Source organism: Tenacibaculum singaporense, assembly GCF_003867015.1.
Lineage (GTDB): Bacteria > Bacteroidota > Bacteroidia > Flavobacteriales > Flavobacteriaceae > Polaribacter > Polaribacter singaporensis.
In genome coordinates this window covers 1,964,097-1,988,542 of record NZ_CP032548.1, presented here as the reverse complement: position 1 = coordinate 1,988,542, position 24,446 = coordinate 1,964,097, and the positions used below count along the sequence as shown (strand labels likewise).

At 33.6% G+C, this 24,446-nt stretch carries 21 protein-coding genes, 1 rRNA gene and 1 riboswitch; of the genes, 8 read left to right on the top strand and 14 right to left on the bottom strand.

The annotated features are described in order from the left end of the window. Positions 1–2: 2 nt before the first annotated feature. The 9 genes from D6T69_RS08785 to msrB all read right to left on the bottom strand — a co-directional run bounded on the left by D6T69_RS08785 (position 3) and on the right by msrB (position 10,773). Positions 3–611: a phosphoadenosine phosphosulfate reductase domain-containing protein gene (locus tag D6T69_RS08785; protein ID WP_125069231.1), complete on the bottom strand. Its 609-nt coding sequence runs from the start codon at positions 609–611 to the stop codon at positions 3–5. An 11-nt stretch (positions 612–622) separates the two neighbouring features. Beyond that, positions 623–877 carry a DUF2061 domain-containing protein gene (locus D6T69_RS08780; protein WP_073182924.1) on the bottom strand — a complete coding sequence of 85 codons (255 nt, stop codon included), beginning with the start codon at positions 875–877 and terminating at the stop codon, positions 623–625. 117 nt (positions 878–994) lie between these two features. Beyond that, positions 995–1,402: an RrF2 family transcriptional regulator gene (locus D6T69_RS08775; RefSeq protein ID WP_047789518.1), complete on the bottom strand. Its 408-nt coding sequence runs from the start codon at positions 1,400–1,402 to the stop codon at positions 995–997. A 23-nt stretch (positions 1,403–1,425) separates the two neighbouring features. Further along, positions 1,426–2,592 carry an O-succinylhomoserine sulfhydrylase gene (locus tag D6T69_RS08770; protein WP_125067386.1) on the bottom strand — a complete coding sequence of 389 codons (1,167 nt, stop codon included), beginning with the start codon at positions 2,590–2,592 and terminating at the stop codon, positions 1,426–1,428. Positions 2,593–2,890: 298 nt separating this feature from the next. After that, positions 2,891–6,289, bottom strand: coding sequence for a bifunctional aspartate kinase/homoserine dehydrogenase I (gene thrA, locus D6T69_RS08765; RefSeq protein WP_125067385.1), 3,399 nt, complete (start codon positions 6,287–6,289; stop codon positions 2,891–2,893). A 183-nt stretch (positions 6,290–6,472) separates the two neighbouring features. Next, positions 6,473–7,765 (bottom strand): O-acetylhomoserine aminocarboxypropyltransferase/cysteine synthase family protein, encoded by a 1,293-nt coding sequence (locus D6T69_RS08760; protein WP_125067384.1) that lies wholly within the window; start codon positions 7,763–7,765, stop codon positions 6,473–6,475. A 131-nt stretch (positions 7,766–7,896) separates the two neighbouring features. Continuing rightward, a riboswitch (SAM riboswitch) is annotated at positions 7,897–8,010 on the bottom strand. 184 nt (positions 8,011–8,194) lie between these two features. After that, positions 8,195–9,760 (bottom strand): protein adenylyltransferase SelO, encoded by a 1,566-nt coding sequence (locus D6T69_RS08755; RefSeq protein WP_125067383.1) that lies wholly within the window; start codon positions 9,758–9,760, stop codon positions 8,195–8,197. A gap of 6 nt (positions 9,761–9,766) precedes the next feature. Continuing rightward, a complete protein-coding gene (gene msrA / locus D6T69_RS08750; protein ID WP_125067382.1) occupies positions 9,767–10,312 on the bottom strand; it encodes a peptide-methionine (S)-S-oxide reductase MsrA in 546 nt (181 codons plus the stop codon). A gap of 14 nt (positions 10,313–10,326) precedes the next feature. Then, positions 10,327–10,773, bottom strand: coding sequence for a peptide-methionine (R)-S-oxide reductase MsrB (gene msrB / locus D6T69_RS08745; RefSeq protein WP_125069229.1), 447 nt, complete (start codon positions 10,771–10,773; stop codon positions 10,327–10,329). A gap of 214 nt (positions 10,774–10,987) precedes the next feature. Between msrB and D6T69_RS08740 the strand changes: the two genes are divergently transcribed. After that, entirely contained in the window at positions 10,988–12,223 is a 1,236-nt protein-coding gene (locus tag D6T69_RS08740) for an alginate export family protein (protein WP_125067381.1), read from the top strand. Positions 12,224–12,228: 5 nt separating this feature from the next. Then, positions 12,229–12,948 (top strand): iron-sulfur cluster repair di-iron protein, encoded by a 720-nt coding sequence (gene ric / locus D6T69_RS08735; protein WP_125067380.1) that lies wholly within the window; start codon positions 12,229–12,231, stop codon positions 12,946–12,948. Between the two features lie 42 nt (positions 12,949–12,990). On the opposite strand, the gene D6T69_RS08730 is transcribed toward ric, so the two are convergent. From D6T69_RS08730 to D6T69_RS08715, 4 genes are all read right to left on the bottom strand, one after another. Beyond that, on the bottom strand, positions 12,991–14,274 hold the full coding sequence (locus tag D6T69_RS08730) for an acetyl-CoA hydrolase/transferase family protein (protein ID WP_125067379.1): 1,284 nt from the start codon (positions 14,272–14,274) through the stop codon (positions 12,991–12,993). A 70-nt stretch (positions 14,275–14,344) separates the two neighbouring features. Further along, positions 14,345–15,922, bottom strand: coding sequence for an L-aspartate oxidase (nadB, locus tag D6T69_RS08725; protein ID WP_125067378.1), 1,578 nt, complete (start codon positions 15,920–15,922; stop codon positions 14,345–14,347). Next, on the bottom strand, positions 15,923–16,849 hold the full coding sequence (gene nadA, locus D6T69_RS08720; RefSeq protein WP_125067377.1) for a quinolinate synthase NadA: 927 nt from the start codon (positions 16,847–16,849) through the stop codon (positions 15,923–15,925). 96 nt (positions 16,850–16,945) lie between these two features. Then, entirely contained in the window at positions 16,946–17,284 is a 339-nt protein-coding gene (locus D6T69_RS08715; protein WP_125067376.1) for a winged helix-turn-helix domain-containing protein, read from the bottom strand. Between the two features lie 272 nt (positions 17,285–17,556). Between D6T69_RS08715 and D6T69_RS08710 the strand changes: the two genes are divergently transcribed. From D6T69_RS08710 to dsrP, 6 genes are read left to right on the top strand one after another with little or no spacing between them, the layout of a single operon-like run. Further along, positions 17,557–17,796 carry a hypothetical protein gene (locus D6T69_RS08710; RefSeq protein WP_125067375.1) on the top strand — a complete coding sequence of 80 codons (240 nt, stop codon included), beginning with the start codon at positions 17,557–17,559 and terminating at the stop codon, positions 17,794–17,796. A gap of 45 nt (positions 17,797–17,841) precedes the next feature. Next, a complete protein-coding gene (locus D6T69_RS08705) occupies positions 17,842–20,127 on the top strand; it encodes a molybdopterin-dependent oxidoreductase (RefSeq protein WP_240628292.1) in 2,286 nt (761 codons plus the stop codon). A gap of 4 nt (positions 20,128–20,131) precedes the next feature. After that, positions 20,132–20,824, top strand: coding sequence for a nitrate reductase cytochrome c-type subunit (locus D6T69_RS08700; protein WP_125067373.1), 693 nt, complete (start codon positions 20,132–20,134; stop codon positions 20,822–20,824). Continuing rightward, the gene (locus tag D6T69_RS08695; protein ID WP_125067372.1) at positions 20,825–21,451 is read left to right on the top strand and encodes a multiheme c-type cytochrome; all 627 of its coding nucleotides are present in this window, start codon (positions 20,825–20,827) and stop codon (positions 21,449–21,451) included. Between the two features lie 8 nt (positions 21,452–21,459). After that, the gene (locus tag D6T69_RS08690; protein WP_125067371.1) at positions 21,460–22,587 is read left to right on the top strand and encodes a 4Fe-4S dicluster domain-containing protein; all 1,128 of its coding nucleotides are present in this window, start codon (positions 21,460–21,462) and stop codon (positions 22,585–22,587) included. Between the two features lie 10 nt (positions 22,588–22,597). Beyond that, positions 22,598–23,815: a sulfate reduction electron transfer complex DsrMKJOP subunit DsrP gene (gene dsrP, locus D6T69_RS08685; RefSeq protein ID WP_125067370.1), complete on the top strand. Its 1,218-nt coding sequence runs from the start codon at positions 22,598–22,600 to the stop codon at positions 23,813–23,815. 451 nt (positions 23,816–24,266) lie between these two features. Here the strand turns inward: dsrP and rrf are convergent. Then, a 5S ribosomal RNA gene (gene rrf, locus D6T69_RS08680) occupies positions 24,267–24,375 on the bottom strand. Between the last annotated feature and the right edge of the window lie 71 nt (positions 24,376–24,446).

Below are 24,446 nucleotides of genomic sequence, written 5' to 3'. Positions count from 1 at the left end.
CTTTAAATATGTAAACCACATTCTCTATTACTTTCTACTTTTGTGGGATCGAAGTACTTAAACTCGTTAGGTAATTGATGCTCTTCTAAATAAGTATCTAACTTCTCATCTGACCAATGGTAAAACGGACTCACTTTTAATACTCCGTCTTTACTTTTTGAAACAATATCAATACTATCTCTAAAAGCTGTTTGTCCTTTTCTTAAATTGGTAAACCAAACATCTGGTTTATGCTCTTTCATTGCTCTTTTAAAAGGCTCTAACTTCACTTGCTCAGTAAATACCGCATGTTTTGGATCATCAACTGTTGGTAATCCTAAAGTGATATTTCTGTGTGCAACCGTTTGTTTAGGTACATACAACTGAATGTTTAATTGTAATTTTTCAATTAACTCTTCAGCATGTTTATAGGTTTGTGGAGTATTATATCCTGTATCACACCAAATAACATCTATACTATTTTTTACTGATGCTACTGCGTGCAAAATGGCTCCTTCATAGGGGCGAAAGTTTGTGGTTACTACGGCTTTATTTGCTTGTAATAATGCCCAAACAATAATCTCTTTTGGAGATTTGTTTTTTAACTCTGCGTTTACGGTTTCTAAATTCATTGTTTCTATACTCATTTTTTGCCCCATTTAATACTGTTCCAAACTCTTTCGTGAAAAAAATACAATAGCATTTTTGTTACTAATTCTACAGCTCCAATTGAAAAAGCTGTTTTTACTTGTCCTGTAATTACCCATGATATTAATATTGTATCTATGGTACCAACAACTCTCCAACTTATTGACTTTATAATGCTTCTTAGTGGTTTTTCAGAAAGCTTATCTTCTTTATAATTAGCTTTATTTTCTACTACTTGTTCTACAATCATTTTTAAAATACCATTACCCTATCGGAATACTAGGTTTTAAGTCGACAAATATACAGATGCTTTTTAATTCTCCAAGGGGAAATCAAAAAAATATTTGAATTTTACAATTTGTTAATACTACACTAAATCTGCAAGTGTGTTATTACGAAGTACTTGTAGCGTATTATCTCTTACTTGAATCATTAATTTGTGTACTGAGCATGCTTCTTCATCTGGACAGTCATCACATTTTTCATAATAATTCAAACTAACACAGGGTACCATAGCTATGGGGCCTTCTAGTGTTCTAATAACATCAGTCATTTTAATTTCGCTCGCAGGCTTTAGCAAATAATAGCCTCCACCCTTTCCTTTTTTTGCTCCTAAAATCCCTGATTTTCGTAAGGTAAGTAATATGCTTTCTAAAAACTTGTGTGAAATATTTTCGTTTTCTGAAATGGTAGCTATTTGTACCATAGTGCCCTTTTCTTGTTTTGCAATAAAAGTAAGCGCCTTAATTCCGTATTTTGTTTTCTTAGAAAGCATATCACAAATATATGCTTTACTTCTTAATTATTTAATGCTTGATTTAAATCGTTAATTATATCCTCTACATTTTCTAGTCCTAACGAGCATCGTACCAATCCATCTGTTATTCCTACTTCTAACCTATCCTCTTCACTTAACTTACTGTGAGTGGTTGATGCCGGATGTGTTACAATCGTTCGTGTGTCTCCTAAATTTGCTGATAATGAGCATACTTTTATACTATTTAAAAAGTTGCGTCCAGCTTCAATACCTCCTTTTACTTCAAAAGCGACAATGTTTCCTCCCAATCGCATTTGCTTTTTTGCAATTTCATGCTGCGGATGCGATTTTAAGAATGGATACTTTACCAAGTTCACCTTTGGGTGCTCTTCTAAAAACTGCGCCACCTTCAACGCATTCTCGCAATGTTTTTCCACTCGTATCGATAAAGTTTCTAAACTCTTAGACAGCACCCAAGCATTGAATGGTGACATTGTAGGTCCAGTGTTTCTTGAAAACAAATAAATTTCTCTTATCAGTTCCTCTTTTCCTACCACAACACCTCCTAAGACACGACCTTGTCCATCTATTAGTTTTGTAGCTGAGTGAATAACCAAATCTGCTCCAAATTTGATAGGATTCTGTAAGTACGGAGTTGCAAAACAATTATCTATCACTAACAATAAATTGTGCTTCTTTGCAATGCTTCCTAACAACTCTAAATCTAAAATATCAACTGCTGGATTTGTTGGAGTTTCAGCATACAATATTTTTGTATTCGGCTGAATTAAACTTTCAATCCTATCTATCTCATTAATTTTAAAATAACTCGTTTCTATATTCCATTTAGGTAAATACTTTGTAAACAAACTATGAGTTGACCCAAAAACAGAGCGACACGACACAATATGATCTCCCGCATTTAACAGAGCTCCAAAAGTTGAAAATACAGCTGCCATACCGGTTGCAAACGCATATCCCGCCTCGGCACCTTCCATAGCCACTATTTTGTCGACAAATTCTGTGGTATTCGGATTTGAAAATCTACTGTATAAATTCTTCTCCTTTTCTTCGGCAAACGATGCTCGCATGTCTTCAGCATCATCAAACACAAAACTTGAGGTTAGGTATAAGGGTGTAGAATGCTCTGAAAATTGTGAACGTTCTGTTTGCGTTCGTATGGCTTGTGTTTCAAAATTTTTGCTCATGTTGTTTTTTTAGATGTTTGACCGCTTTGCTTCTAGATAAAAGAATCAAGATTTTTGAGTCTTAATTCTTGTATCTTTTTTCTCTGCTCTATTTTTGAGGTTCTTGTTTCTAAGTTTTCTATTCCTTTTTTCTGATGTCACTTCGAGTAAAATTATTGAAATGAAATAAAATAATTTTGTATCGAGAAGTATTCTAATCGTTCTCGATACAATTTTTACTTCGTTAACACTCCATAAAAATCACTCGAACTGACAAAGGCTTTAGCAAATCTTATCTCTATTTTCTTTGTTCTCTTTTCTAGTTATTATTCTTTGCTAATCGTAAGATGTCTCCAAATACACCCCTAGCAGTAACTTTTGATCCTGCTCCTGCTCCTTGTATTACTATGGGTTGTTCTCCATAAGACTCCGTATAAATTTCAAAAATGGCGTCAGAACCTTTTAAACTTCCTAAAGGTGAGCTCTCTAGCACCGAGACTAATTTTACATCTAACTCTCCTTTTGTTTGTTGTAAATCTCCATGTAAATCTCCGATATATCTCAGTACGTGTTTCTCTTCTTGTGATTCTTTTTGCTGTTGAAATGTAGCATCTAGTTTTTCTAAGTTTCCTAAAAACTCATCAGAAGAAACTTCTCTAAACTCCTCTGGAATCAAGTTTTCTATCTGAATATCATCAAACTCGTTTTCTAAATCTAATTCACGTGCCAAAATCAATAGTTTTCTGGCAACATCATTTCCACATAAATCTTCACGAGGGTCTGGTTCTGTAAACCCTTTATCAATAGCTTCTTGTAACACCGTTGAAAATGTTACGTCTTCCGAAGAAAATTTATTGAATAAATAACTTAATGATCCTGAGAACACTCCTCGAATTCTGGTTATATTCTCTCCTGAATCGTGCAATAATTTAATCGTATCAATCAATGGTAAACCTGCGCCAACATTGGTTTCATACAGGTAACTCTTCTTATTTTTATCTAAGGTTTTACGTAGTTCTTTATAAAAATCGTACGAAACAGTATTCGCTATTTTGTTAGAAGAGACTAAGTCAAACCCAGCATCGACTAACGGAATGTAATTTTCTATAAAGTCTAAGCTAGCTGTATTGTCTACTGCTATTAAATTTTCTAAATGATGTTCTTTTGCATAGTCAATTACACTATCAACTGTATGCTTATCTTCTACTGCTTTTTCAAGCTCATTCAGCCAATTAGTTCCAACTCCATTTTTTTCTAATAATACTTTTTTAGAATTAGCAATCGCAAAAATATTCAAGTGAATTTTACGTCTTTCTAAAATTGATTTTGAATTCTCTAGAATTTGTTCTATCAAAGTTCCTCCAACTAATCCCTTACCAAAAACAGCAATGTTAATCTTTTTAGCAACTCCAAATACCTGACCGTGAATCACATTCAACGCCTTGTGTAATTGCTCTTTCTTCACTACCAAGCTTACATTTTTACCTGTAATCGTATTGTTGAATAACAAGGGAACTATTTGGTTCTTAATTAAAGCGTTGTATGGCTGATGAAACTCACTTAAATCTTGCCCAATAATTGAAATTACAGATACTTCTTCCTGAATTGAAATTTGATTTACATCTTTTGTTTGTATGTCATTTTCAAACTCTTGCTCTAAGGCTTTTACAGCAGCAGTTGCATTCGATTTGTCGACCACTAAACCAATTCCTCTTTCTGAAGAACCTTGCGAAATAATGCTCACGCTAATTCCATGATTACTCAATGCTTTAAAAATACGTGCATCAACCCCTACTTTACCTAATAAACCTCTTCCTTCAAAATTGATTAAAGCAACCTTGTCTAAAACCGATAATGATTTGATTCCTTTTAAGGTTGATTTTGCTGTAATCAATGTACCATTATCGTTAGGATTGAAGGTATTTAAAATTCGTAGATTGATATTTTTCTCTAACAACGGAATAATTGTTTTAGCATGTAAGATGTTCGCTCCAAAGTTTGCCAATTCATTTGCTTCTGAAAATGATAATACCTCTATTTTCTTAGCATCTGCCACCAAATCAGGATTTGCCGTGAAGATTCCATCAACATGCGTGTAGTTTTGCAACTCTTCAGCATCTAGATAGTTCGCTAACAACGAGGCGGTATAATTACTTCCGTTTCTACCCAACGTAGTAGTTTCGTTTTTTAGGTTTGAAGCTATAAACCCTGCTACCACATTCACAGTTGTTCCGTTATATTGTCTAAAGTGATTTAATACATTTTCTTTAGAAATTTCAACAATCGATTGCCCTTTGCCAACTATCTCATCCGTTTTTAACAACGTTCTTGAATCTGTAGCTAGGGCATTGATCCCTTTTTGTTGCAACAAGTCGGTTACCGTTTTTATCGATAATAACTCACCTTGAGCTAACACTTCATCTTTTATCTTTTCGCTATAATCTCCTAACAAACTAACTCCCTCAAACAACTTTTCTAAGCGATTAAATTCCGTAGAAAAATCTACTAACGGAGTTAATTTCGTTTGCTCATATCGAAATGCTTCTAATTGTTCTTTAAAAGTTTCATTTTTAGCAGCTCTTTCTAAGAGTTCTTCCAGTTCATCTGTAGCATTTCCTCTTGCTGATACTACCACTGCTATCTTCTCTCCATTATTAATTTTCTGTTCTATGATAGATACTACATTTTGTATCCCTTCATTCGACAAAGATTTTCCGCCAAACTTTAAAATTTTCATTCTCTTACTTGTTGATTTTTGATTGAATATAGGTTCAATAATTTTTTCTAATTGCTTGTATTCTATTAAGAAAGCATCATGCCCATGATCTGAATTAATTTCATTGTAGGTTACATTCGCATGGGCAGATGCCAGTTGTTTGTGTGTTTCTCTGTTTTCTTCCGCAGTAAAAAACAAATCGGAATCTACGCCTACAATATGGATGTCTGCCTCGATTCTCTCTAATACATCTAGCTCTTCTCTTCCTTTTGTTACATCAATGGTTTTTAATAACTGATTCATCAATTTGTAAGAGGCTAATTGGTAGCGTTCTTGTAACTTTTTTCCATGGTGCAACAACCAACTTTCTACATTAAAAAGCGCTGATTCTTCATTTTTTGAACGCTGAAAACGTTTTTTAAACGATTCTGGTGTTCTATAACACAACATTGCATGCATACGTGCATCATGCACAGGATTACTAGAATTGATTAAAAATTGCTCTTGTATTTGACAATTCGCTATCAACCAATCGGTCGATTTCCAATCAGTTGCTACCGGAATTAAATGCTCAGTAATTTTTGGATTCAACACAGCCATTTCCCATGCAATTCCTCCTCCTAAAGACCCTCCTATCAGCGCAAATAGTTGTGTTATGTTGAGTTGTTCTAGCCCTTGTAGAAAAATGTTTGCAATATCACGTGCTACGAAACCTTTGTAATCATCTATTAAGAAATTATCATAACCATTTCCTGGAATGTTAAAGCATAAAATGGTATATTCATTAGTATCTATAACCTTATCTTCTCCTATTAAATCTTGCCACCAACCTTGGCTTCCAGCAACATTGCTATTTCCTGTGAGTGCGTGGTTAATAAGTACCACAGGAGCGGTACTCAATGCTTTTCCAAAAACTTGATAGCTTAACGGAATTGTATCGAATTGTGTACCGCTTAATGTGGTATAACTAAGAATATTAATATGTTGCAAATCACTTTTCATTATTGATGTCTTTATGGGCGTTCCCTTAAAGGGTCGGGCTTTCCGTTATATCTTTTGTTGGTTCTCGATACTTGCTTCGCAAACTCGAACTGACAACAAAAGGATGCCACCGCAAATGCGAAGCATTCAACGAAACCAATAAGTAAATAACCTATTATGAGTTAATCCCTAACGCAAGTTGTTTTAAACCAATACTTCTTTAGGAATTTGAGCAAATGCTTCTTGTAAATCGGTTTTTAAATCTTCAATATTTTCCAAACCAACTGATAAACGGATTAAGTCTTTAGTAACTCCTGTGCTTTCTTGAGCTTCATCACTCAATTGTTGGTGCGTAGTACTTGCTGGATGAATAATTAAAGATTTAGTATCTCCAATATTGGCTAGTAATGAAAAGAGTTTGGTATTGTCAGCAATGGTTTTAGCAGCTTCGTAACCTCCTTTTACTCCAAAAGTTACCAATCCACTTTGACCTTTTGGTAAGTATTCATCTGCTAAGTTTTTGTACTTGTTGTCTTCCAACCCTGGATAATTTACCCAAGCAACTTCATCTTGCTCTTGCAACCACTTTGCTAGTTTCAATGCATTTTCACTATGCTTTTGAATTCGTACTTCTAAGGTTTCTAATCCTTGAATAATGTTGAATGCGTTTGTCGGACTTAATGCCCCTCCAAAATCACGTAAGCCTTCTAAAATCAGCTTAAATGTATACGATGCTGCTCCTAAAGTTTCGTGATATACCAATCCGTGATATCCTGCTGAAGGTTCTGTAAATTCAGGAAACTTCCCATTTGCCCAGTTAAAAGTTCCAGCATCAATAATAGCTCCTCCTAACGAGTTTCCTTGTCCTCCAATGTACTTTGTTAAGGAGTGAATTACAATATTTGCTCCATGCTCTATTGGGTTTAATAAAGCTGGCGTAGCTACTGTATTATCTACAATAAAAGGCACTTCTGCTTTTTTTGCATGTGCAGATATCGCTTTTAAATCTAAGACATCTAATTTCGGATTTCCTAAAGACTCTACAAAGAAAGCTCTGGTATGCTCTTGTACAGCTTCTGCAAAACTATCTGGGTTAGATGCATCTACAAACGTAGTAGTAATGCCTAATCTTGGTAAAGTAACGTTTAACAAATTATAGGTTCCTCCGTACAAACTACTCGAAGCTACGATATGATCTCCTGCTTTTAGTAGGGTTAGTAAACCTGTTGAAATGGCTGCCGTACCCGAAGCAAACACTACAGCTCCAATACCACCTTCTAAAGCAGCTAAACGATCTTGTAAAATTTGATTGGTGGGATTGTTTAATCGGGTGTAAATAAATCCCAACTCTTTTAAAGAAAATAGGTTTGCTGCATGTTCTGCATCATTAAAAACATACGAAGTAGTTTGATAAATAGGAACTGCTCTTGTTCCTCCGTTTTGTGTTACATCGTGACCTGCGTGCAACGCGTTTGTTGCGAATTTTTGTGTACTCATTTTTCTTGTTTTTGAGTTAATAAAAAATTAAACCAAAAGCCAAAACACATCTATTTTTAGATGTTGCTTACTAGAAAAATGTTATTAAGAAATTATAAGAAGCTTCTTGTAGATATTAAAGAAACTTCTTTGGGTTATCTATCCACGAGTTTGTACACTCTGGTAGAATTTAGCACCTTCTTTGTTTGCACAAAGGGTTGCTAAGGTTTCATAGGGTCTAATCCCTCCACCTTTCTTGATAACATCGTCAATAAGTGTTTGAACTTTTACGAGCACAAATATTCAATTATAAAAATGGATTTTCCAAATTTATTTTGATTTTTATTTAAAAAAGTATTTTGAATTATTTTTAACAACAAAACATAAACAACTATAAATCAATATGTAAAAATATCTTATTTAAACTAAAGATTTACACCTGTTTTTATCTTAAGAACTACAAGATAACATAGAGCATCCTACTTTATTTCGAGCCCATTCTGGTCGTTTTGCGAACCATTTTTCATATTTTGGTTGCTCATTGTAAGGATTTTTGAGCAGTAAATATAACTCATTTAACAATACAAAGTCATTTTTATTTGCATCATCAATGGCTAATTGTGCCATATAATTTCTGAGTACATATTTCGGGTTTATAGCATTCATTTTTTCTTTTCTGTCTTCATCTGAAACAGTTTCGTTTTGTAATCTATCTATATAACTTTGGAACCAGTTTTCCCAAGATTTTTTTATTTCGTCTACAACTTCTGAAGGCGTATAAAATGCTTTTTCTATTTTTTTGATTGCTTCCTCTATGCTATCATCTTTTGAAATGCTTGACAACAATCGAAAAAAAATAGTCATGTCTGTTTCTATTTTTTGAAGTACTTCTTCAAGGTTTGAAACTAACGTTCCATCTAATTCTTGCGAAGAAAAAAGTCCTAATTTTTCTCGCATCATTTGCATATACTTTTCAGGAAACTGCTCTTGGTAATTTTCCAAAACTGCTTCTAAAGGTTCTGCTTCTTCAATTAAAGGATATAAAGCATTTGCCAACTGATATAAATTCCATAAAACCATCTCTGGTTGCGAACCATATCTGTAACGCTTATGGGTATTATCCGTTGTATTTGGTGTCCATCCGTGGTCATAACCTTCTAACCATCCATAAGGCCCATAATCAATAGTTAAACCTAAAATCGACATATTATCGGTATTCATTACTCCATGTACAAAACCTACACGTTGCCAGTGAATTACCATTTCTAAACTACGCTCTGCTACCTCTTTAAAAAAGGAAACATACGTTTCTTTTGAAGGTTCACCTAAATGAGAATAATGATGTTTAATGGTATAATCAACTAATGTTTTTAATGTTTTTACATCTCCTCTGGCAGGAAATATTTGGTAACTACCAAAACGTAAAAAAGACTCGGATGTTCTACATACAATGGCTCCTTTTTCATACGCAGCGTTTCCGTCGTATAGTACATCTCTTAATACTTCATCTCCCGAAAAAGCTAAGGAGAGAACTCTTGTTGTAGGAACTCCTAAATGATACATGGCTTCACTACACAAATACTCACGAATAGAGGAACGTAACACTGCTAGTCCATCCGCAGTACGTGAATACGGTGTTTCTCCAGCTCCTTTTAACTGCAAAGCCCATTTTTTATTATCATAGACTGTTTCAAACAAATTAATTGCTCTGCCGTCTCCTAATTGTCCTGCCCAATGTCCAAATTGATGTCCGCCGTAGCACATCGCATACGGTTGTGTGTTTTTATATACATGATTCCCTGTAAAAATGTTCTTAAACTCCTCTGAAGCTATTGCTGTTTCTGAAAGCCCTAATGACTTCGCCATTTCATCCGAAACATGAATCATTTTTGGATTGGATGTTTTTTTAGGTGTTACATACGAAAAACAAGCTTCTGTAACCTGTCTTCGAGTATTTTCTTGAATTGGGTCTGCTGGTAATTCTTTAGTAAAGGTATTTTGTATATTGAATTTCAACACGTTCTATTGTTCTTTTAATTTACTTGCGTACAGCTTTTTCAATTTTGCCAATTTAGGCGAAATCACTACTACACAATACATTTGATCTTTATTTTTTTCATAAAAATCTTGATGACTCTCATCTGCTTTATGAAATGTAGATGCTTGGCTTATTTCTGTTACAATTTCATCTTTATAATAAGGAGATAACTTTTCTACTACTTTTTCAGCAATTTGTTGTTGTTCTTCATTGTGATAAAAAATCACTGAACGGTATTGCGTTCCTACATCAGCTCCTTGCCTATTTAAAGTTGTTGGATCATGACTTGTCATAAACATTACCAACAACTCTTCATAGCTTATTATTTCAGGATTAAATGTTGCTTGTACTACTTCTGCATGCCCTGTTAAACCTGAACAAATTTCTCTATAAGTTGGTGTTCCTGGTATGGTTCCTCCCATATAACCAGATACAACTTCTTCTACTCCTTTTATTTGATTTAAAACAGCTTCTACGCACCAAAAGCAACCGCCACCAACGGTAATTAGTTCTAATTTATTATTTGTCATTTATATACTTTCTTTTATTCAGTATCTAAAATCATTGATGCTGAGTTAATACAATAACGTAATCCACTTGGTTCTGGTCCGTCAGGAAATACATGTCCTAAATGAGCATCGCAAGTATTACACATTACTTCCACGCGTACCATACCAAAAGTAGTATCTTTTTCATATTGAATAGCATTCTCTTTTATAGGTTGCGTAAAACTAGGCCAACCAGTACCTGAACTAAATTTAATCGTTGAATCGAACAAAGGTGTACCACAACATACACATTTATACTTACCAGCATCATACACACTACACAATGCTCCTGAATTTGGTCTTTCTGTTCCTTTTTGTCTGGTAATTCTAAACTGTTCTGGGGTTAAAAGTTCTTGCCACTCTGCTGCTGTTTTTTCCACTCTTTTATCAGGTGTTGGATTACCATTAACTGCAAAATTAATTACGTCTTTCCAAGTTAAAATTTTGTCGCTCATCCTGCTCTTACGTTTTATTTAACTTATTAGTAGTTTCTTTTCTATCTTACTTACAAAACTACAATTCATTATCAACTATACTCATTTTAATTCTCACTATTTATAAAAGATATTTTCATCCTTTTTTCATCTAACTGATTTTTATCATGTTTTATACTAGCATTTATCTAGAAATTTGGGACAATGTTAATTTAAATGAATCATGAAAAAATCAAAAATTATAATAGCATTACTCTTTTTTGCTACAACTACAATTTTTGCTCAATTAAAAATTGATGCTGAACTTCGTCCACGTGCTGAATACAGACATGGATTTAAAACTTTATTCCCTGATAATACTAACCCAGCCCTTTTTGTTTCGCAAAGAACCCGACTGAACACTACCTATAAAACTGAAAGGTTAAACTTTTATGTTAGTTTTCAGGATGTAAGAGTTTGGGGAGATGTTCCGCAACTTAATAATGCTGACAACAGTGGTTTAAGTGTTCATCAAGCATGGGGAGAAATATTTTTAGATTCTAATTTTTCTGTAAAATTAGGACGTCAAGAAGTTATATACGATGATAGCAGGATTTTTGGTAATGTAGATTGGGCGCAACAAGCTCGTAGTCACGATATGGCTATGCTTAAATATCAAAAAGATGATTTTAAATTTGATATTGGTTTAGCTTTTAATCAGTCGAAAGAAAACCTAACAGGAACAAACTTAACTACACCTAATACGTATAAAGCAATGCAATATGCGTGGTTGCATAAAGATTGGAATGACTTTTCTGGTAGTTTCTTATTTTTAAATAATGGAATGCAATCTCCTAATGGCCTTACATACAGTCAAACTGTAGGAACTCATTTAACTGCCAAAAAGGATAAATTTAATATTACTGCTAATTTATATTATCAATTTGGGAATGATGCTTTGGATAGAGAGTTAAGTGCTTACTTACTTGGTTTAGAGGCTATGTTTAAAGCTTCAGAAAAAACAAAGGTTGGTTTAGGTGTTGAGTTACAAAGTGGTAATGACTACAATACTCCTGCTGATGAAAACAATGCTTTTACTCCTTTCTATGGAACTAACCATAAATTCAACGGTTTTATGGATTATTTCTATGTGGGTAATCACATAAACAGTGTTGGCTTACTAGATTTATATGCGAAAGCTAATTTTAAATTAAACTCTAAATCTGGTTTAACAGCTTTTGTTCATAATTTTTCTGCTGCTGCAGATATTAATGATACTGTTTCTAATCAATTAGGAACTGAAGTAGATCTTGTATACGGATATAAGTTTACAAAAGATATTGGTTTTAAAGCTGGATATTCTCACTTATTTCCTTCTGAAGGAATGGAAGTTTTAAAAGGAAATTCAGATGGTAACACAAATAATTGGGCTTGGGTTATGGTAACTATTAAGCCAACTTTATTTTCATCAAAAAACTAGAAATTATGGTAGTATCAAGTAACAAAACTGTAGCTGATTATGTTACAGAAAATATAAAAACAGCACATATTTTTAAGAAATACGGAATTGATTTTTGCTGTGGTGGAGGTATTTCTGTTGAAAAGGCTTGTGCAAAAAACAATGTAGATCAAGCAACTCTTGAAAAAGAACTAGCTGAGGTTGATGTAATAAAAGATGTTATTGAAGATTATGATAAGTGGGAATTGGATTTTTTAATGATTTATATTGAAAATGTACATCATACCTATGTAAGAGAAAGTCTACCTATCATTTCTCAATATGTTAATAAAGTTGCTAAAGTACATGGACACCATTATGCTGAAGTCGTAGAAATAAATCAATTATTTCATGAAGTTGCTAATGAGCTTATATCACATATGCAAAAAGAAGAACAAGTACTGTTTCCTTTTATAAAACAATTAGTGCAGGCAGAAAAAGAAGGAATAAAAAATACAACACCTCCTTTTGGAACTGTAAACAACCCTATACGAATGATGGAGCACGAACATGAAAGCGCAGGAAATATTTTTAAGGAAATATCAAGACTGTCTAACAATTATACTCCTCCAGAAGGAGCCTGCAATACTTTTAGAGCTTTGTATGCTAAGCTAGATGAGTTTGAACAAGATTTACATAAACACATTCATCTCGAAAATAATATTTTGCATCCAAAAGCAATTCTTTTAGAAAAGAAAATGTCCTAATCACTAAAAAAGGAGTAGTTAATTAACTACTCCTTTTTTATTTTATAACTTGGTAAACCTATTAAAGGCTTCTCGCTCTAGTTCTTCTCTAAAATTAGGATGTGCTATAGAGATTAAGGCTTTTGCTCGTTCTTTTAAGCTTTTTCCAAACAAATTAACTACTCCATACTCGGTTGCTACGTAATGTACATGTGCTCTTGTGGTTGTAACCCCTGCTCCTTCTTTTAAAAACGGAGTAATTTTAGAAACTCCTTTAGCTGTTATCGAAGGCATTGCAATAATAGCTTTTCCTCCTTTTGATAACGATGCTCCTCTAATAAAATCCATTTGCCCTCCTACTCCTGAATATTGATATTTACCAATAGTATCAGCACAAACCTGTCCCGTTAAGTCGATTTCAATAGCGCTGTTTATGGCAGTTACTTTGGGATTTAGTTTGATGATAGATGTATCGTTCGTATACCCCGCTTCTTTAAAGTGCACTAACGGATTATCATCAATAAAATCATACAGCTTTTGAGAACCAACAGCAAAACAAGTAACAATTTTACCTGTTTTTATTTCTTTTTCTTCTCCAGTTATTACGCCTTTTTCTATTAAAGGCAATACACCATCAGAAAACATTTCTGTATGTATTCCTAAACGTTGATGATTTGTTAAGTTATGTAATACAGCATTAGGGATGTTTCCTATTCCCATTTGTAAAGTCGCTCCATCTTCAATCAATCCTGCTACGTTTTCCCCTATTCTCGTTTCTATTTCCGAAGGGGTTCCTGTAATAGATTCATGTATTGGCGAGTTGACTTTTACCGCATAATCGATATTGCTTATATGAATAATACCATCTCCATGAGTTCTTGGAACATTAGGATTAACTTGAGCTATTACTGTTTTAGCTGTTTGTATAGCTGGTAAAGTAATATCTATCGAGGTTCCTAAAGAACAATATCCGTGTTTATCAGGCGGAGAAACCTGGATAAATGCTACATCTAATGGATAAATATTACGACGGAATAACCAATGTATTTCACTTAAGAAAATAGGAATATAATCTCCGTTATTCATATTTACTCCTTTTCTTACGTTATCTCCAACAAAACAGCTTATCAGTTTGAATGATTCACTGTAAGGCTCTTCTAAATACTTAGCTTTACCATGAGTGTGAATTTGAATAATCTCCACATTAGTTACCTCTTGATAACGTTCACACAAAGTATCTATCAATAAATTAGGAGTCATTGCAGCTCCTTGGAAAAATATTTTATTATTTGATTTTACAATAGCTACCGCTTCTTCAGCAGTTACAATCTTTAAATTTTCTGACATTTTACTCATTGTTTTATCTATACAAAAATCACAAAAAAGTACTGTTTAATTAATGATAAAAGTCATGGGATTAGACTAATTTACAAACCTGATTAGTAGTATTATCAACATTAAAAAAACCACCTCTATTCTCCTTTCTTTCTATGGATTGGTTAATGATTAAATATGCTACATTAATCATATTTCTTAGCTCACATAAAGCAGTCGTTACTTTAGATTCTTTATATAACTTTTCTACTTTAGTATAAAGTATTTCAAGTTTGTTTTTTGCTATCATTAGCCGTGAATTACTTCTAACAATTCCTGCGTAATCTCGCATTAAAGTTTGTAACTCTTTTAAGCAGTTATCAATTACTTCAGTCTCTTTATTTATCAGCACTCCCTCATCATTCCATTCAGGTATGTCAACAGGTAAGTAAGGTGAATTATTTTCTGATAAAAATTTAAAAATATTATGAGCATACACCAATGCTTCTAACAAAGAATTAGAAGCTAACCTATTAGCTCCATGTAACCCTGTTCTTGAGGTTTCACCACAGCAAAATAAATTTTGAATAGTTGTTTTTCCATATTTATCAACCACAATACCTCCACATAAATAATGTGAAGCAGGTACTACTGGTATCCAGTCTTTTGCGACATCAATACTTAAACTCTTGCATTTTTCATAAATAGTTGGAAAATGCTTTTGAAAAGCTATTATATCTAGATGTGTACAATCTAAAAACACACAAGAGTCTCCTGATTTCTTTAGTTCTTTGTCTATAGATTGAGAAACAATATCTCTTGATGCCAATTCTGCTCTAGTATCATAGTCTAGCATAAAGCGATGTCCCTTTTTATCTCTTAAATAAGCCCCAAAACCTCTAACTGCTTCGGATATTAAAAAAGATGAACCTCCTTCTTTGTTATACAATACAGTTGGATGAAATTGAACAAACTCCATATCTTTTATTAGTGCTTTGGCTCTGTACGCCATTGCTATACCATCTCCAGTGGCAATTATAGGGTTTGTGGTATGTCCGTACACTTTCCCTATTCCCCCAGAAGCTAGTATCGTATTATCCGCTTTAATTGTAAGAATTGTTCCTGATTTCTCATTTAGCACATAAGCACCATAGCATCTTGTTTGTTTCTTTTCTATTGACGTTACCTGGGGTTCAGTAATCAAATCAATAGAAAAATGATGCGGCAAGAGTTTTGTATTTTTTAATTGATGGATGCGTTGTAACAAAGCTCTTTCTATTTCATATCCTGTAATATCTTTATGGTGCACCACACGATATTCTGAATGACCTCCTTCTTTACCTAAATCAAATTTTCCTGCTGTATTTGTATCAAAATTAGCTCCCCAAGTAATCAATTCATTAAACCGTTTTGGACCTTCATTAACAACCATTTCAACAACTGCTTCATCACACAAACCATCACCAGCTATTAATGTATCTTGAATATGTTTTTGAAAAGAATCTTCTTCTTTATTTAAAACAACTGCAACACCTCCTTGTGCATACTTGGTGTTTGATTCATCTTCATCTCCCTTAGTTATGATGGTTACTGTTTTATTAGGAAATTTTTCTCCCATCTTAACCGCAAAAGTAAGTCCTGCCACACCAGACCCTATCACTAAATAATCGGTTATTATCATTTATTTTGAAAGTTCTAACATACGTTGAATTGGTACTAATGCCTTTTCTCTAATATTTTTTGGCACCTCAATTTTGGGGCTTTCATTTAACAAACAGTCGTATAACTTTTGCATGGTATTCACTTTCATGTAAGCACATTCACTACACGCGCACGTATTATCTTCTTTAGCTGGAGCAGGAATTAATTCTGTATTTGGAACTTCTTGCTGCATTTTATGTAAAATTCCTGCTTCTGTTGCTACGATAAACTTTTGATCGGAATGTTCTTTTACATACTTAATCATTCCTGCAGTAGAACCAATGTACGTTGCTGTTTTTAAAATATGTTCTTCAGATTCAGGATGTGCAATTATTTTATAGTCAGGATATTTTTTATGTAATTCTATCAGTTTATCTATAGAAAAAGCTTCATGTACCACACAGCTTCCATCCCACAATAACATATCTCTTCCTGTTTGCTTGATAATATATTTTCCTAAATTTCTATCAGGAGCAAAAATAATTGGAGTTTCTTTAGGTATAGAGGCTACTATTTTTAATGCATTTGAAGAAGTACACACAATATCTGTTAATGCTTTAACTTCTGCACTACAATTTACATAAGTTACTACTTTATGATTAGGGTGCTCTTTTATAAATTTTTCAAACTCTTTAGGTGGACATGATTCTGCTAAAGAACAACCAGCATTTACATCAGGTAGAACAACAGTTTTTGTTGGATTCAAAATCTTAGCAGTTTCTGCCATAAAATGTACTCCTGCAAATACAATTAAGTCTGCATCTGTTTCAGCTGCTTTTTGTGACAATCCTAAACTATCACCTACATAATCTGCTACATCTTGTATTGCCGTTTCTTGATAATAATGAGCTAGTATAACTGCATTTTTTTCCGTCTTTAAACGCGTAATCTTTTCTTTTAATGTCATATGTATTAATAATTCTTGATGCGAAAGTAGTAGGACAGTAAAATTTAAAACATGATATTAATCATGCTTCCCAACACTAGGTATTCTCACTTATAATCAATCCAATGAGTATTTCTTTAGCTGTTTATCCAAATACTTCCAACAGTTAGTATTGATCGTGTCATACATTTCAATTAGTTCAAGACCGCGTTCTGTTAGCGTTGTACCACCACCTCCTGAACCTCCAGATTTTCTTACAACCACAGGCATATCTGCTTTTTTATTAACAGAATCAATTAAATTCCATGCTTTCTTATAGGATATACCTAATTCTCTTGCCGATTTTGATAATGATTTTGTTTCTTTGATTGATTTCAATAACCTAACTCTTCCTTCTCCTAAAAAAGTAGTATTATCTACTTCTATCCATATCCTACTTTTAATTTTATACGCCATAAATTTAACTTCAACTAAATTGCAAAATTAAAAGCTAGCTCACTTTCAGATTATGAGGCTAATCATAAACAATAAATTATTTAAAATAATTATAAATTACATTCTTTCATTATTTCAAAAAAAGACACAAAAGTCTTTAATCACCTCACTTTCAATGCTATTCGTTATTACTTTAAAAATATAACGTATTGAAAAACTACAAGTTATGATAAATATCATTTTTTCCGTATCCATATATTTATTAATTTGTTAAGGAAATTAACAACTATTTTATGCCTATAAAAAGTTATTTAGCCCATCCACACGATGGCAAAAAAGAAGAACTTATCAAAGCTTTATCATCATTAAATGAATGTGAAGTAATACCTGCTGAAAATAAAGATGTTTTGGTAGTAGTAACCGAAACAGAAACCAAAGCAGCAGAAGAGATTTTAAAACAAAAATTAGAAACCATTAGCAGTTTAAAATTATTAGCAATGGTATCAGGATTTAATACACCCATAAAGAATTAGCCCATGTACACTTCAACAACAAACAGACGAAGTTTTATAAAAAAGATGGCAGTATTATCTGCCATGACAGCAGCAGCTACTATGTTTCCAGGAATTATGTTTGCTGGCGAACAAGAAGAACAATTACCTAAAGGAGGAAATTTAGATTGGAAAAAAGCACCTTGCCGATTTTGTGGTGTAGGTTGTGGTGTGATGGTAGGTGTCGAAAACGGTAAAGCTGTCGCTGTAAAAGGTGATCCTAAATCTCCTGTTAACAAAGGTCTATGCTGTGTAAAGGGATACCATTCAGTAATGGCAATGTACGGTAAAGACCGTCTAACAAAACCACTAGTTAAAAAGAATGGTAAATATGTAGAAACCTCAATGAAAGAAGCGTTAGATTTAATTGCTTCAAAAATGAAAGAAACCATTAAAGATTATGGTAAAGATGCAGTATCTATTTATGGTTCAGGTCAGTGGACTATTCCTGATGGATATGTAGCTTCAAAGCTTTTCAAAGGATGCATAGGAACAAATAATGTTGAGGCCAATGCACGTTTATGTATGGCGAGTGCTGTTACTGGTTTTTTAACTTCTTTCGGAATTGATGAACCAATGGGTTGCTATGAAGATATTGATCATGCTGATGTTTTTGTTTTATGGGGAAATAATATGGCAGAAATGCACCCTGTATTATTTTCAAGATTACTAGATCAACGTTTAAAAAGAGGAGTAAAAATTATCGATTTTGCCACGCGTACCACGCGTACCAGTATGGCAGCAGATAAATCTATTCTGTTTTTACCTCAAACTGATTTAGCAGTTGCCAATGCTATTTGTTATGAAATTATAAACAATGGTTGGGTAAATACATCTTTTGTTGAAAAACACTGTAATTTTAATAAGGGCTTAACCAATATGGGCTATGGCTTAGAAGATAAGTACAAGTTTAAAGACAAGCCAGAAAAAATTAGTTTTAAAGAATACAAAAAGTTCTTAGAAGATTATACTCCCGAAAAAGTAGAGAAAATATCAGGAGTATCTGCTAAAGACATTAAATATATGGCTGCCTATTACGGTGACCCTAACAAAAAAGTAATGTCACTTTGGTGCATGGGACCTAACCAACACAGTAGAGGTACCTGGATGAATAACTTAATTTATAATATTCATTTACTCACAGGAAAAATTTCTACTCCAGGTAATAGTCCTTTTTCATTAACAGGACAACCATCTGCTTGTGGTACTGTTAGAGAAGTTGGAACCTTAACCCATAAATTACCTCATGGTGTGGTAATGAACAAAAAACATCGTGAATTTGCCGCTAAAATTTGGGACGTTCCTGTAGAAAATATCGCCCCAAAACCAACCTATCATACCGTAGAAATGTTTAGAGCCCTAGACAGAGGAGACATACGTTTTATGTGGATTCAGGTTACCAACCCAATGGTTACCATGCCTAAGTTAAAACGCTATAGAGATGGAGCTGAAAAAGAAGGTCGCTTCATTGTAGTATCAGACATTTACCCTACTCCAACTACAGATATTGCCGATGTAATTTTACCATCTGCCATGTGGGTAGAACGTGAAGGTATGTATGGTAATTCTGAACGTAGAACGCAATACTTTGAACAAATGGTACAACCTCCAGGAGAAGCCATGAGTGATACCTGGCAATTAGTAGAAGTTGCAAAAAGATTAGGGTACGAAAAACAATTCTATTATAAAGAAGATTCTCATATCGAAGAAATTTATGCTGAATATCGTAAACACCACGATAATAAAAAGCATAACATGGCTCCTTTAGAAGTTTTAAAAGAAAACCCAGGAATGCAATGGCCTTATGTTGAAGGAAAGCCTACTAAATGGCGTTTTAATTCAAAGTATGACCCTGCTTGTAGCAATGGAGAAGATTTTCATTTTTACGGAAAACCAGATGGTAAAGCGGTAATTTGGCAACGTCCTTATGAACCCGCTGCCGAAGAACCAGATGCTGAATATCCATACTGGTTAAATACAGGTCGTGTTGTTGAACATTGGCATACGGGTTCTATGACAAGACGTATTCCTGTATTACATAGAGCAATGCCACATTCATATGTCGAATTAAATCCAGACGATGCTAAACGCATGCAGATTAAAACAGGTGATATGGTAAAGCTAACCACTCGTCGTGGACAAATAAAATTACCTGCTTCTGTTAATGAACGTGGTGTACCTGCACCAATGCAAGTGTTTGTTCCTTTCTTTGATGAAAACATGTTAATTAATGAAATAACACTAGATTCTTTTTGTCCGATATCAAAAGAGCCAGACTATAAAAAATGTGCCGTTAACGTAGAAAAAGCTTAATATTATGAAAAAACGTTTAGGTATCATATCGCTTTTTATTATTCTATTCATCGCCTTTATTACTGTGTGGAATTATAGTTATTATCAAGGTCAAGAAGAGGCATATATCCCCATTGAAAATAACCAACCTACACCTATAATTCCTTCTGAAGCTGGGGTTTTTGAAAGATCAAAGTATGCTTTAGATTATACGAAAATGCCAGTTGACGAAATACATCAACGAACTATGAAAAACTATTATGATAATAGAGCTTTTCATGGAGCACCTCCAAGCATACCTCATGAAGTAAGTAGTGGTGAACGCAGTATGGGTGAAAATAATTGTTTAAAGTGTCATGAAAATGGTGGATATGTAGAAAAGTTCAAAGCATATACGCCTGTTACTCCTCATCCAGAAAAAATTAACTGTCGTCAGTGTCATGTTCCTCAAAAAACACAATCATTGTTTAAGGAAACAAACTTTAAAAGAGGGACTATTCCTGTGGTGGGGACAAATAATGCTTTAGCAGGAAGTCCTCCTATAATTCCGCATCAATTACAACTAAGAGAAAATTGTTTGGCTTGTCATGCAGGACCAAGTGCCCCTAAAGAGATTAGAGTTACACACCCTGAAAGAGTTAATTGTAGACAATGTCATGTTCCTAATAATAAAGTAACTGAAGACATTGGTAATTTTATTAGAAAAATTGAAAACTAAATGAGAAATCATACGTATATAAAGTTAGTTTGCTATACTGTTTTATTCGTGGTTATAACTGTTTCTTGTAAACATAAAGAACATGAATATCATAGCATTACAGATAAAATAGAAGCTGAAAGCAAAAATTATAAAGGTGTTTCTATCTCTTCTAAAAAGTATTTAGAAGGAATGAAAATGATGGAAGTAACAGAAAATGAAATTACATTTTTAATTCCTACTAGAAAAGATAAAATCAAATCATACAAATGTACTGAGTGCCACACTCAACCTTTAGCTAAAATGCAAACTAAAGATATTAAAAAGGCGCATTGGAATGTTAAATTAGAACATGCTTCATTAAATACCATGAACTGTATTACCTGCCATGATGGTAATAACATGGATAATTTAAAAAGTATAACAGGACATTCAATCGATTTAAATACGAGTTACAAACTATGCAGCCAATGCCACCAAAAACAATACAAAGATTGGACAGGAGGTGCACATGGAAAACGAATTGAAAGTTGGGCTTCACCAAGAGCTTCTATGACCTGTGTTAATTGTCATAATCCACATTCTCCTAGTTTTGATACCAAATGGCCCGCACGATTTAATACTCAAAAAATAAAAGAACGTAAATAAATTTAGGCATGAGCAACAATAACAAAAAATGGTTTACGCTAAACCTAAATAGTAGGCATAAACAGCAAAATAGTTCTTGTGGTTGTGGAAAAACATCCGAAGGATGCAATTCACATGCTACAAACGATGAGTTAAGTGAAAAAGCTTTTTTTGAAAAAGCAGTAAATGCTTCAATAGGAGAAGAAAGATACAAAGACGGTTTTGAACAAGTCTTTGATGTAAAAATGGACCGTAGGTCTGCCTTTAAAAAACTAACCGCCAGCTTATTAATTGGAGCTGGAGCCATGTCTTCTTGTACAAGTATCACTTCTAGTGACGAATCTAAAGAAAAAGCGCAAATAGATTGGGAAGAGCAATTTAAAGGAAACTATAAACTAATGACAGATGAAGAAAAAGAAGCTACTGTAAATAGATTAATGCGTTCCTATCAGCTGCGTACAGGAAAAACAATCAATATGTCTTCAAAGAATGCAGAAGAAGACGTGTTATTTGGTTATGCTTTTAATATCTCAAAATGTCAAGGATATATGGATTGCGTAAGTGCTTGTGTTGAAGAAAATAACCAAGACAGAAATTCACAAATGCAATACATACGAATTCACGAAATGAAAGATGGTAAAGGATTCAATTTCAATGAAGCTGATGATAATTACTACCATGAAGTACCTGCGGAAGGACATTTTTATATGGGAACCCAATGCTTTCATTGCGATAATCCACCTTGTGTAGAAGTTTGTCCTGTACAAGCTACATGGAGAGAAAAAGATGGATTGGTTGTGGTTGATTACGATTGGTGTGTAGGTTGTCGTTATTGTATGGCTGCATGCCCATACGATGGTCGTCGATTCAACTGGAGTAAACCAGAAGTTCCAGAAGAGGAAATTAACCATAATCAACATTATTTAGGAAACCGAATGCGAAAAAAGGGAGTTATGGAAAAGTGTACTTTTTGTGTGCAACGCTCTAGAGCAGGTAAAAATCCTGCATGTGTAGAAGCTTGCCCTACTGGAGCTCGTATTTTCGGAAACTTGCTCGACCCTAATAGTACCATCCGATGGGTATTAGAAAACAAAAAAGTATTCAGATTAAAAGAAGATTTAGGCACCGAACCAAAGTTTTGGTACTTCATGGATTAAAAAATATACAATGAGAAGACTTAAAGTTTTTACAAGTTTAGTTAAAGACAGTTTAGATATTATTACTAAAGGTTCAAAAAAATATCACCTTTGGATGGCTTTTTTAACCCTGGTCATCCTCGTAGGAATGTATTGCTATTCAATTCAGTTAGAACACGGATTAAGCGTTACAGGAATGACAGATAGAGTAAGCTGGGGATTATATATATCTAACTTCACGTTTTTAGTAGGAGTTGCAGCCGCTGCCGTTATGTTAGTAATGCCTACCTATGTATTAAAAGATATTGACTTTAAACAAGCCGTTTTAATTGGTGAAGGTTTAGCCGTTGCAGCACTAATTATGTGTTTAGCCTTTGTTGTTGCCGATATGGGAGGGCCTTCTGTTTTATGGCATATGATTCCTGGTTTTGGTGTTTTTAATTTTCCTAATTCTATGCTTACCTGGGATGTAATTGTATTAAACGGATATTTGTTTCTAAACATCACCATTCCTTTTTATATCTTATTCAGACATTATCAAGGAAAAGAAGCAAAGGCTAGTGTGTATGTACCGGGAGCCATATTATCTGTTTTTTGGGCGGTAGGTATTCACTTAGTTACAGCATTTTTGTATCAAGGTTTACAGGCGCGTCCTTTTTGGAATAATGCATTATTAGGGCCTAGGTTTTTAGCTTCAGCATTTGCTGCTGGTCCAGCTTTAATTATTTTAGTTTTAGCAATCATTAGAGCTTTTACAGCATTTAAAATTGAAGATAAAACTATCAAGAAAATAGCAATGGTAGTTACTGTCGCTGCTCAAATAAATATTATCATGCTAGTCTCTGAATTGTTTAAAGAATTTTACGCTCCAACTCACCATAGTGAGAGTGCTTATTATCTATTTTTTGGTTTAGATGGAAAAACAGCTTTATTACCTTGGATATGGACTGCTATATCTCTAAATGTTTTAGCAACTGTTATTTTAACATTCCATAAACTTCGCAACAACTTAAAAGTGTTATACTTTGCTTGTTTCATATTATTTATAGCAATATGGATTGAAAAAGGATTCGGTTTGATTGTCCCTGGATTTATACCTGGTCCTTATGGGAAAATTGCTGAGTATACCCCTACAGGTATAGAAATAGGAGTTACTTTAGGTATTTGGGCTTTAGGAGCTCTTATTTTCACCATTCTAGCTAAAACAGCTATTGGTATCGAAACTGGTAAATTGAAGTATAAAAAATAAAATCATTTCAGATATAATAGAAAAAGACTAGCATACTTTATGTTAGTCTTTTTTATTTGCAGTTATATATACTATCGATAAATCTATCTTAAAATAAAATTACTAGGTATTAAAAATTTTAAAAACACAATATAAAATGCTAATAAAATCACCTCTCCTCCTTTAAAACTAGCTGCATAATTATATTTTAGATTCAAATTGATAAAACTTTATTGTTTACTTTTTCATTCAATGTACAAATCTCATTTACGTTAATACTTCTTAAATTATTTAGTTATTTAAGACTCATACAACAACGATTAAAAGATATACAGATTTTCCTGTAAAGAGTTTTATTGTGAGTAATAAATGAACTCTCTGTATATAAGCTCTACACATTAGTAATAAAGCTTTCCCAAAAAATAAGAGCAAAAAAAAACCTCAATCTAATCAAAGATTGAGGTTTGTTAAAGAAAGGCAACGACCTACTCTCCCACCTGTGGCAGTACCATCGGCGCTAATGGGCTTAACTTCTCTGTTCGGAATGGTAAGAGGTGAGCCCCATTGCGATAATCACCTTAAATCGTTTCAGTATATCTCAACTGTAAAAGTTAACATATTAGTAAAATCATATCCTAAATCATCAAAGAGT